General features: G+C 34.5%; 9 protein-coding genes. 5 read left to right on the forward strand and 4 right to left on the reverse strand.

The features are described 5' to 3' along the window. Nucleotides 1-117 precede the first annotated feature (117 nt). From AC07XU_RS15280 to AC07XU_RS15300, 5 genes are all read left to right on the forward strand, one after another. Nucleotides 118-852 (forward strand): MlaE family ABC transporter permease, encoded by a 735-nt coding sequence (locus AC07XU_RS15280; RefSeq protein ID WP_494944507.1) that lies wholly within the window; start codon nucleotides 118-120, stop codon nucleotides 850-852. Beyond that, entirely contained in the window at nucleotides 849-1,601 is a 753-nt protein-coding gene (locus tag AC07XU_RS15285; RefSeq protein WP_494944508.1) for an ABC transporter ATP-binding protein, read from the forward strand. Before AC07XU_RS15280 ends, AC07XU_RS15285 begins: the two co-directional genes overlap by 4 nt. Before the next feature lie 91 nt (nucleotides 1,602-1,692). After that, on the forward strand, nucleotides 1,693-2,577 hold the full coding sequence (locus AC07XU_RS15290; protein ID WP_494944509.1) for an RsmD family RNA methyltransferase: 885 nt from the start codon (nucleotides 1,693-1,695) through the stop codon (nucleotides 2,575-2,577). Nucleotides 2,578-2,699: 122 nt separating this feature from the next. Beyond that, nucleotides 2,700-3,734 (forward strand): hypothetical protein, encoded by a 1,035-nt coding sequence (locus tag AC07XU_RS15295; protein WP_494944510.1) that lies wholly within the window; start codon nucleotides 2,700-2,702, stop codon nucleotides 3,732-3,734. An 82-nt stretch (nucleotides 3,735-3,816) separates the two neighbouring features. Then, nucleotides 3,817-5,196: a thioredoxin family protein gene (locus AC07XU_RS15300; RefSeq protein WP_494944511.1), complete on the forward strand. Its 1,380-nt coding sequence runs from the start codon at nucleotides 3,817-3,819 to the stop codon at nucleotides 5,194-5,196. A gap of 4 nt (nucleotides 5,197-5,200) precedes the next feature. Here the strand turns inward: AC07XU_RS15300 and AC07XU_RS15305 are convergent, their stop codons facing one another. From AC07XU_RS15305 to AC07XU_RS15320, 4 genes are all read right to left on the reverse strand, one after another. Beyond that, nucleotides 5,201-6,286 (reverse strand): acyl-CoA dehydrogenase family protein, encoded by a 1,086-nt coding sequence (locus AC07XU_RS15305; protein WP_494944512.1) that lies wholly within the window; start codon nucleotides 6,284-6,286, stop codon nucleotides 5,201-5,203. A gap of 99 nt (nucleotides 6,287-6,385) precedes the next feature. Beyond that, complete coding sequence (gene pnuC / locus AC07XU_RS15310; RefSeq protein WP_494944513.1) at nucleotides 6,386-7,009, reverse strand: nicotinamide riboside transporter PnuC; 624 nt, start codon at nucleotides 7,007-7,009, stop codon at nucleotides 6,386-6,388. Between the two features lie 375 nt (nucleotides 7,010-7,384). Further along, complete coding sequence (locus AC07XU_RS15315) at nucleotides 7,385-10,348, reverse strand: DNA gyrase/topoisomerase IV subunit A (protein ID WP_494944514.1); 2,964 nt, start codon at nucleotides 10,346-10,348, stop codon at nucleotides 7,385-7,387. Nucleotides 10,349-10,791: 443 nt separating this feature from the next. Continuing rightward, entirely contained in the window at nucleotides 10,792-11,280 is a 489-nt protein-coding gene (locus AC07XU_RS15320; RefSeq protein ID WP_494944515.1) for a cytidine deaminase, read from the reverse strand. Nucleotides 11,281-11,392: the final 112 nt, after the last annotated feature.

Below are 11,392 nucleotides of genomic sequence, written 5' to 3' on the forward strand. Positions count from 1 at the left end.
AAAAAAAGCGTATTTAAACGGGTAAACAATAATATTTTTTAATAAACACACAAAGCCAGAACTTTTTTTGTTGTTTCTTTGTATAATATTGTAATTACACTAGCTAATTTTTATTAAATGAACTTTACCAATTTTGGCAAGTACATACTGTTGTTAAAAGCAGTATTTAGAAGACCCGAGAAAACTAAAATATATGTAAAAGCTATTTTTCAGCAAATGGATTTTATTGGTGTTGGTTCTTTGGGTTTAATAAGTATCATCTCTACGTTTATTGGAGCGGTAATGACTTTACAAATCGCCTTTCAATTGGTAAGCGATTTAATTCCAAAAACAATTATCGGTTCTGTAAATCGCGACTCGAGTATTTTAGAACTAAGTCCAACAATTAGTGCAATTGTTTTGGCAGGTAAAATTGGCTCGGCTATATCATCAGAAATAGGCACAATGAGAGTAACTGAACAGATTGATGCCTTAGAAATTATGGGCATTAATGCCCCAGGCTATTTAATTTTGCCTAAAATATTGGCCGGCATTACTATGGTTCCTGTTTTGGTAATAATATCTATGGTATTAAGTATTACTGGCGGATATTTTGGCGGCACGCTTTCTGGAGCTGTAACTGCAGCAGAATATATACAAGGTATTACTACCGATTTTAACCCCTATACCATTACAGTTGCATTAACAAAAGCATTTGTTTTTGGATTTATCATCACATCTGTACCTGCATACGAAGGTTTTTATGTTAAAGGTGGTGCTTTAGAAGTTGCCCAAGCTAGTACACGTGCAGTTGTTGTAAGTTGTATAAGTATTTTAGCTTGTGATTATCTGGTAACCCAATTATTATTATGATCGAGATTAAAGACATCCACAAATCGTTTGGCGATAATGAAGTTTTAAAAGGAATTTCAGGCACTTTTAAAGAAGGGATTACCAATTTAATTATTGGAGGTTCGGGTTCTGGAAAAACAACTTTGTTGAAATGTATGATTGGCTTACATCAGCCAGAACAAGGAAGTGTTTTGTATGATGATAGAGAGTTTACCCAACTAAATTTCGAAGAAAGGATTGAAATTAGAAAAGAAATAGGCATGCTTTTTCAAGGATCTGCACTATTTGATTCGATGACTGTGGAAGAAAACATCATGTTTCCTTTAAATATGTTCACGGAACAAAGTAGAAGTGAAAAATTAGACCGAGCCAATTTCTGTTTAGAACGTGTTAATTTAGATGGTAAAAATAAGCTCTATCCTGCCGAACTTTCTGGAGGGATGAAAAAGCGTGTAGGTATTGCCAGAGCAATTGCCATGAATCCAAAATATCTATTTTGCGATGAGCCAAATTCTGGATTAGACCCTAAAACTTCTATTGTAATTGACGAATTAATTAAAGAATTAACCGAAGAATATAATACCACCACTGTTGTTGTAACGCATGATATGAACTCGGTTATGGGTATTGGAGACTACATTATCTTTTTGCACGAGGGAAAAAAATTCTGGGAAGGTTCTAACAAAGAAATCTCGAAAACTGATATTGCAGAACTGAATGATTTTGTATTTGCCAGTCGCTTTATGAAAGCTGCAAAAGGGAAACTTTAATCCTCCTTTGTTACTAAACCGACAATGTGTTCTATAGAATAGAGATATTTTGAATAACTTTGACGTTTAGAATAATTACATAAAATTCAATATGATAAGCCTTTTAACACCAACTCACTGGAAAGACTACGAACTATTAGATTGCGGCGATTTTGAAAAATTAGAGCGCTTTGGCAATTTGGTATTGTCTAGGCCAGAACCACAAGCGGTTTGGAAAAAGGTTTTATCTCCACAAGAGTGGAAGAAAAGAACACATATTAATTTTAAAGGGCGCTCTGCAACAAGTGGCGAGTGGTTAAAAGCCGATAAAAGTGTACCAGATCGTTGGAATGTAAATTATAAAAATGACGACATTAGCATTAATTTACGCTTAGGCTTAACTTCCTTTAAACATGTTGGTGTTTTTCCGGAGCAAGCAGTTAACTGGGACTATATTTCATCATCTATTAAAAAATTTAAAACTCCTAGTCCGAAAGTACTTAATCTTTTTGCTTACACTGGTGCCGCATCACTAGTTGCAAAAGCAGCGGGAGCTGATACAACTCACGTTGATTCGATAAAGCAGGTTGTAAATTGGGCCAACGAAAATCAAGAATTATCAAATTTAAAAGATGTGCGATGGGTGGTAGAGGATGCTTTAAAGTTTGTAAAACGTGAGCTAAAACGCGGCAAAAAGTACAATGGAATTATCTTAGATCCGCCTGCATTTGGCCACGGTCCTAATGGAGAAAAATGGAAATTAGAAGACCATATTCAAGAAATGATGCAAGATGTTGTTCAATTGTTAGATGATGAAGAGCACTTTTTGATTCTGAATACCTATTCGTTAGGTTTTTCATCTGTTATTGTAGAAAACTTGATCAAAACTTCCTATCCGCAAGTAAAAAACCTAGAAACTGGAGAATTATATTTGCAAGCTACATCTGGTGTAAAATTACCGTTAGGTGTTTTCGGTAAATTCAATAAATTTAAATAGTAAGGTATAAATTTAAATGCTTATCAACAATTAGTTGAGGTGTGGATAATTTTAACAATCCAGTATTGTTAAAAAATGTACTTTTACGATATTAGAATATCAATTTTTAATTACAAAAACCCATGAAAATAACAAAAAATGTTGTTGGCTTATTTATAGCTTTTGCAAGTATTACAGCTTTTAACCAATGCACTTCTGATGCAAAAAAGCCAGGTGAAAAAACAGCTAAAACTGATACAACTAAAGTTGAAGAAGAAAATTTACGTGCACCAGTAGATACCGCCAAATACAATGAGATTATAAACAAATTAGCCAATGGCGATACAACAGGCAAGTGGCCAGTTAAAAATCAGCCTTATCCTTTAGATGGTGCAATTTTACCTTTTAAACGTATTGTGGTTTATTACGGAAACTTACACTCTAAAAAAATGGGAGCTTTGGGCGAGTATGCACCAAAAGAAATGTGGTCTCGTTTAAACAAAGAAATTAGACATTGGGAAAAAGTAGATCCCGCTACACCAGTACAAGCTGGCTTACATTATATTGCAGCTGTAGCTAGTGGTACACCTGGTAAAGATGGAAAATACATAAACCGAATGGGCAATAAACAGATTGATTCTGTTTTAAAAATTGCTGCAATGAGACCAAACACCATTGTATTTTTAGATTTACAAGTTGCATTGAGTAATATTAAAGCAGAATTACCCCACATCGAAAAATACTTAATTATGCCTAATGTGCATTTAGGAATAGATCCAGAATTTTCTATGAAAGATGGCTCTCTTCCTGGTAAGAAAATTGGCACTTATGATGCTGCTGATTTAAATTATGTAACTGGATATTTAGCAGACCTTGTTAAAAAACATAATTTAACGCCTAAAGTTTTTGTTGTGCATCGTTTTACAAAAAAGATGGTTACGAACTATAAGAGCATTAAATTAAGACCAGAAGTACAAGTAGTAATGCACATGGATGGATGGGGAGAACCAGATTTGAAATTGGGCACTTACCGTCACTTTATTTATGGCGAACCAGTACAGTTTACTGGCTTTAAAATTTTCTATAAAAATGATTTAAAGAAAGAACCAAAACGTTTAATGACACCCGAAGAATTAATGAAGCTAAAACCAATCCCTAGTTATATTCAGTATCAGTAAAACTTACATAAATAGATTAGATCCCTCTTCAAATTTGAATGGGGATTTTTTTTTAGCTACATTGATACAAATTTACAATGTAATGAAACTAGTTTTTTGTGCTTTAATCCTATTCATCACTCCATTTTTAGCTGTCGCACAAGAAATTAGCAGTGCTAAAAATTACCAAAAAGCACTTGAACTTTCCAGACTCAATAAGAAGCCAATATTGTTAGTAATCGAAAACAACACTGATGCAATTCTAGAAAAAAAAGCAAAATCTACTTTGCGCACTGAAGAGTTATTAAAATTGATGAAAGACAATTTTGTAGTTTATGAAACTTCAACAGATAATCCATCTACCCAACATCTGATCTTAAAATATAAAATTAATATAACTCCTACATTCCTTTTCTTACACGCTAACGAAGACGTTTTTTATAAAGAATTTGGCTACTCACCTGTTGCCGAAAAATACGTTATTATGTTAGAAAAGGTTCTTGAAAAAAAAGATGAAAAATCGATTTCAGAACTTGAATCATTATATATTTCTGACCCAAAGAATAGTAATGCTTTAAGGAAGCTTATTGATACACGCAAGGCTATAGGCATTACAGATAATGCTGAATTAATTGAAAAATATGTTGAAATATTACCTGTTAACCAATTAAACACTTACGAAACTGTATTATTTATTTTAGAAGCTGGGCCCTATGCTGATAGCAAAGCTTTTAAAGTAGCATTTTCGAATAAACAACATATTTATTCTGTTTACAAACAAAGTTCAGGAGGAAAATTTGCAAATGTAAGATCAACCATTTCCAATAATTCTATGAATAGTGCTATCAAAACAAAAAATATAAAACGTGCTATAGCATTATCAGATTATTTAAAAGACTTAGCTGGAAATTATGGGCATATAAATTATAACTCTACAATGCTAAGATATTATAAAGGTGTAGGTGATACAGCTAATTTTCTTAAAAACGCAGTGCCATTTTACGATACAAATTACATGATACTTAGCGCAGATACAATTAACAAACTTGAAAATAGATATCGTAAATCTGAAATATTAAAAACTTTACCCTATCCAACTCCAACAATAATAAAAACCATTAAAGACAGTATGGTAGTAGCCGCGATGGGCACAAAAGAAAGGAAAATTTCTATTCTATCTATTCCAGTAAACAGCACAAATGTTTATTCTAACATATTAAATAGCGCAGCTTGGGATTTTTATGAGACCGGAACACAAAACATCAATTATTTGCTAAAGGCACTAACTTGGAGTACTAGGTCAATTGAATTGAGCAATAACAGTAGTTACTATGACACTCTAGCTCATATTCTTTATCAACTTAAATATTTCGAACAAGCAATTAAAACAGAACAAATCGCAATTGACCTTGCTGTAAATGAAGGAAAGTCTATTGCTAACTACCAAAAAAATCTGAGATTGATGAAAAATAAAGAATTGTAACTTTCTATTTTTCAAAAGTTAAGAGTGCATGTTGACTAGCTGTATGTATATCTCGCCAAACTCTATTAATTTCGCTGTCTTTTTTTGCAGCTTCTAACCCGCAATAAGGATAAAGTGTATCGGTAATTCTTCTACAAGTATGCGCTAACTTTCTGCTTAGTAAACTAACTTCAGCTAACAATTCATTTTCAATTTTTTCATTTTTCATTAAACTTTGCCAGGAGTTGTCAAATACTCTATAAAAGCTATTCTTAACTTGATCATAATCGAGTTTACTATGATCCAATTCTTTTTCAAAAAATGTAATTTGTTCAGAATTATATCTTTTTAATCCCGTTCTTCCATAAAATGAAAACTCTACCAATTCTAAAAAATGCTTAGCCATGCCTGCACTATTTACCGCTAAGGTAGTTTCTGCCAGTTGTAAAAACGGATAGTCAAATCCGGGGATATCAACCTTAATTTCTTTATTTATACTAAATGTTCTATTCGCAGGAACTTGCAAATCTTGCGTTTTAAAAGCGTGACTACCTGTTGCCACCAATCCGAAATAAGACCATCCTGGCAAAATTTCAACCTCTTCTTTGAGTAAAATGAAAGATTTAATTACCTCCTCTCCTCCAGCTGATAATATCGCCGATCCATCTGCATTAATCAATTTACAATTTGCTGTAAAAATGGTTGCATGTAAAGCTCCGCTAGCATATTTCCAATGTCCATTTACTAAATAACCATTTTCATTTTTAATGGCTGTACCACCAACTGCACCACTACCAGCAAAACAAGCTGCTCTATTTGCAAATATTTCTTGCGCCAGTGCCGGATCTAAAAAACCTGCAAACCAGCCAGCGCCACTGCATAATGTAACTGTCCAGCCTAAACCACCATCTATATAAGCTAAGTTTTCGAGTAAGTGTAAGATCTCTGGTAAAGTTTTGCCCGGTCCATTGTAAACTTTAGGCACATACAATTTAAACCATTCTTGCTGGTAAGCAATTTCCAAAACATCTGGATGTAAAGTACCTAATGCCTCTGATTGAGCTGCTAAGTTTCGAACTGTTTGTTGCCAAGTAGGTGTTTGTGGTTGCATAGTTTTGTTGAATTGTTGAATTGTTTTAAGTTGTAAAGTTGCAAGGTTTGCGAAATGCGAATTGTAAACTGTTGATGGCGAATTGCAAACTGCAAACTGCTAATTGACAACTGCAAACTGTTTCTGGTAAATTTTTTTCCAATCGAAGTAGCCGAAAATAGCTACGATGAATAAGAACAGTGTGAGCAAAGAGAAGAGCACCAAATCTTTATGCCACAACAGTGGGATGGCAACAATATTCGATACGTTTAGAAAAATCCAATTCTCTATTTTACGTCGAGCTAACAGCCACATTCCTGCCCAAGCAGTTGATGATACAAGAGCATCTAAAATCGGCACATCAGAATTGGTGAAATTTACTAATGCATAATACAAGATAAAATATCCGCCAATGGCAATTGCAAAAGCAATTTTATATTCTTGTTTGCTCATCCAACTAACCGGTAAAACTTCATTTTTCGCTTTTCTTTTAGACCAAATAATCCAGCCATAAAAACTCATTACCAAGTAATACATGCTCAATAAACTTTCAGCATATAAACGAGCATTCAGTTTTAAATACAATGAAAGTAGAATGCCTATTATCCCGGCAGGATAAAGCAAAATGTTATTGCGCTTAGCCAAAAGCACTTCGGTAACGCCAAAACTGACTGCAAACCATTCTAAATAAGAAGTTGCTTTAATTTGCTCTACAAACAAACGTAGATATTCCTGAATTTCCATTCTCGATACATTTTGCCATTTGGCGATAAAAAATGATAGAAAACTGCTTTCAGGGCGAAACAGTAGTTTGGCTGTTAACCTCTTCCCTACGTCGGTATTATCCGCATCAGGTGCGTTATAAGGATTTACGATTTTAGATTTACGATTTTAGATTAGCGCTATGCTAAGCTTAAAACTTTACCATTTACCGGCCTCCCTTAAACTGGGTATAATCTCAGCCTGCAAAACTTTGAGCAATTTTACAAGCACCCCTTTGAGTAAGGCAAATATAGATTTAAATTGGTAAAACCAAAGTATTATTTAAAACATAGGCACATACAACTTAAATCTATGTGCCTATTCTGTGTATTTATTTGAAGAAATTAAAGTCCTAATTTAAAAAAATCCTAACTGTCCTTTGTCGTCAATTTTAATATCATCAGGGTTGGTAATCTCTAAATCTATTTTTTTAACAGGTTTAGCTGCTTCTTCTGTTTTATCAATAAGTTTATCTTGCTTAACAGTTACTTTTGTCTCTGTCATTTTTTCTTCTGGCTTTGGTTCAGTTTTAATAGGTTCCGACTTAAATATTGGTTTCTTAACTTTCGGAAGCTCAATCTTCTCTTCTACCTTTTCATTCTCCTCTTTAACTGATTTTCCGATTTCTAGCATTTCAATTTCTACAACTGGAGCTGCTTCAACTTCAATAATCTTGTCCTCAGTCTCTATTCCTTCTTCATCACCATCAATTTCCGTGGCCGAATGATCTACGTTACCATCAACAGCAATTGGTTCAACATCATCAACTACAATTGGCTCAACGAGTTCAATGCCAATTTCTGGCTCTGCATCAATTAATGCAACTTGTTTTATATCATGTTGCGATAATCGGTTACCATTAGCCTTTAAGCCTTTAACATCGATTAAACCCGCTAAATCTACAACCAATGTTTCAGGAGTTTTTGATTTTCCTTTTTCTATATCAATTTGCACTTGAGCATCGGCTTTGCCCGTAATAAAAATCATTTTAGAACCTGGCTCATCGCTAATAATACTTACTTCCTTTCCGGCAGGCTGCAATTCAAATACAAATCGTTTTACGAAATAATTTTTGGCTTTGGTATCATAATGTACCAAACCATAAACATGCTCAGGATCAAATTTTTGCATCAAAACAATACCCGGATCGAAGTGGTTACTCAAATCAAATGAAGTTAGTTCATACCAACCAGCAGCATTTACTTGCAAAATTCTATCATCGCCATCAAACTCCCCTAAATATTTACCTCTTCCATCAACATTTAAACGCTTAAGCAATTCATCATACCAAATCTTTAATCCCGATAAGGTAGAAACCCCTTTGCTTTTAAACAGCACTTTTTTAATAGGATATTTTGATACGATATTGCCCTGCGAGGCACGCCCTTTTATGGCAGTTTCAGCAAAATCTAAATCAAATTGCAATTTCTTTAATTTAGAGTGTGGCCTTAACTGTATGGTTACAACCTCTGCTTCTCCGTTAGGATTTGCAGTAAAATATAACGATTTAGAACCTTTAGACCCCTTTGTCAAATCGTATTCCTTATCGCGAGTAACCCCTAAAACGGCAAAACGTTTTACATAATTCGTTCCACTGGCACCATCCCTATAAATCATATTGTAAATGGTACGTTCATCGCCTTTTTTAAACACTTGGGCATGTATAATCCCCTTGCCCACAAAAGTTTTATCGGCAACTTTGGTTACAATAAACTTTCCATCTTCTCTAAAAACGATAATTTCATCTATATCAGAACAATCGGCAACAAATTCATCTTTTTTTAAACCTGTGCCAACAAAACCATCTTCTCTGTTTACATAAAGTTTAACATTTGCTAAAGCAACTTTACTAGCCTCAACTTTATCAAATAATCTAATTTCTGTTTTACGTTCTCTACCCTTTCCGTATTTGTCTTTAAGTTTTTGAAACCAAGCAATTGCATAATCGGTTAAGTGGCGTAAATGCCCTTTTACCACTTTAATTTCATCCTCCAAAGCTTTCATTTGCTCATCGGCCTTTTTCACATCAAAACGAGTAATGCTACTCATCGGCTTATCAATCAGCTTTTTAAAATCTTCTGGTAAAATTTCTCTATATAATGATGGTTTAAAAGGATCAAATAATACATTTAAAACCCTAACCACACTTTCAAAATCTGCTGCATTTTCATATTCAGGGTTTTTGTACATCCCTTCCTGAATAAAAATCTTAAGCAACGAACTAAAGAAAATTTTCTCTTGTAATTCGTGCAAGCGGATTTCCAGCTCACGTTTCAACAGAAACTTAGTGTGCTTAGTATTTTGCTCTAAAATATCATTAACCGATAAAAAATGAGGTTTATCATCTTTGATGATACAGGTATTCGGCGAAATTGAAACCTCGCAGGCTGTAAAAGCGTACAATGCATCTATCGTTACATCTGGCGAAATACCAGGCGCCAACTGAATTACAATTTCTACATTAGCAGCGGTATTATCTTCAATTTTTTTGATTTTGATCTTGCCCTTATCATTGGCGGCCAAAATACTATCAATAACAGAACCTGTGGTGGTGCTATATGGAACTTCGGTAATTACCAAAGTCTTTTTATCTTTCTCGGTAATTTTTGCCCTAACTCTAATTCTACCACCACGCATTCCTTCGTTGTAGTTAGAAAAATCGGCCATTCCGCCAGTAAAAAAGTCGGGCAAAATGTTACTTCTGTTGCCTCTTAAAATTTCTATCGAAGCGTCCAGCAGTTCCACAAAATTATGCGGCATAACTTTGGTCGCCAAACCTACGGCAATACCTTCTGCGCCTTGTGCCAATAATAATGGAAACTTAACCGGCAAGGTTACAGGTTCGCTGTTTCTACCATCGTAACTTAGTTGCCAAATGGTAGTGTCGGCATTAAAAACAACATCGTTAGCAAATTTCGATAGCCTGGCTTCTATATATCTTGGTGCTGCAGCGCTATCTCCAGTAATCGGATCGCCCCAGTTACCTTGGCAATCAATCAATAAATCTTTCTGACCAATTTGCACCATTGCATCGCCAATAGAGGCATCGCCATGCGGATGGTACTTCATCGTATTCCCAATTACGTTGGCCGCTTTGTTAAAACGCCCATCATCCATTTCTTTAAGCGAATGCATAATTCGGCGTTGCACAGGTTTTAAACCATCGTGTATGTGCGGCACCGCCCTATCCAGAATTACATAAGAAGCATAATCGAGAAACCAGTTTTCATAAAGTCCGTTAATGGGTATAACCGAATGTTTATTTTCCGGATTATCCGGCAAGGCATCTTCGTTTAAATTTTGGTCTAATTCTTCACTCATTCGCTATAAAAGTATTTGGGATGCGTAAATATAAGGCTTGCAAATAGAATTAACGAAGGAAGTTTTTAACAAGCTGTGAAATAGATTTACGATGTCGGATTTTAGATTTTAGAATGAGTTAAAATCAATAATTAAGAAATTTTGAAAAGCAAAAACAGGAGTTCTTAGTAGCGTTCGTCCCGCTGTACGCTTTACTTGCCTCGTTCCTCAGCTGCGTGTTCGCTGCCATCGGGTTTATTTAATAAAATGTTGTGCAATTATTTGGGGTTGCATTGTGCATATGTTTAAACCACCTAAGAAACCCAAGGACATTAAAAGAGCTGTAAGTTGCACCGTGGTCTGAGGTAAAAATTCAGAGATCATCAATTAATCAGATTTCTCCAAATTCGGAAAGCACAAAGATTATCTAAGGTTAATTTAAGTTTCTTAGGTGGTTCAAAAAATTAAATACCCAACCTATCCTCCACAAAAGCAAAAGGTATTAAGCACTTAACACTTTTCACTTTTAAAATCTGTCCACCTATGCAATAAAAAAACACTTCAATAGGTGAATTTTGCCTTTTTTCTACTTCTATCATTACTTGCAAACAAGCACCACAAGAAGTAACCGGATTAACGATTTTAAATAATTCTGTTTGAGCAGTTATTGCCATTTTTTTGATTACAGCATTTGGTTTATTAGCACCAATACCAAAAAGTGCAACTCGCTCTGCGCACAAACCAGATGGATAAGCTACATTTTCTTGATTACTTCCTAAAACAATTTCGCCATCTGCCAATAAAATTGCCGTACCAACTTTAAATTTTGAATAGGGAGAATGCGAAGTTGCCATTGCATCAACGGCTTTTAAGCATAATTGCTGATCTACTGCTTCAAGTTGATTAATGCTGTTAAAAGTCTCATAACTTATCGTAAAATTTTGTACTTCCATATTCCTTAATCCCAAAATATTTTGCGGGCTATAAACCTAAGCTATTTTTTCTTCATATTCTAAAGAACTTTTTTATTTAACCGTTGTTTATTTTTTATACTAATGGCATAGT

The organism is Pedobacter sp. GW456-11-11-14-TSB4 (genome assembly GCF_059424425.1).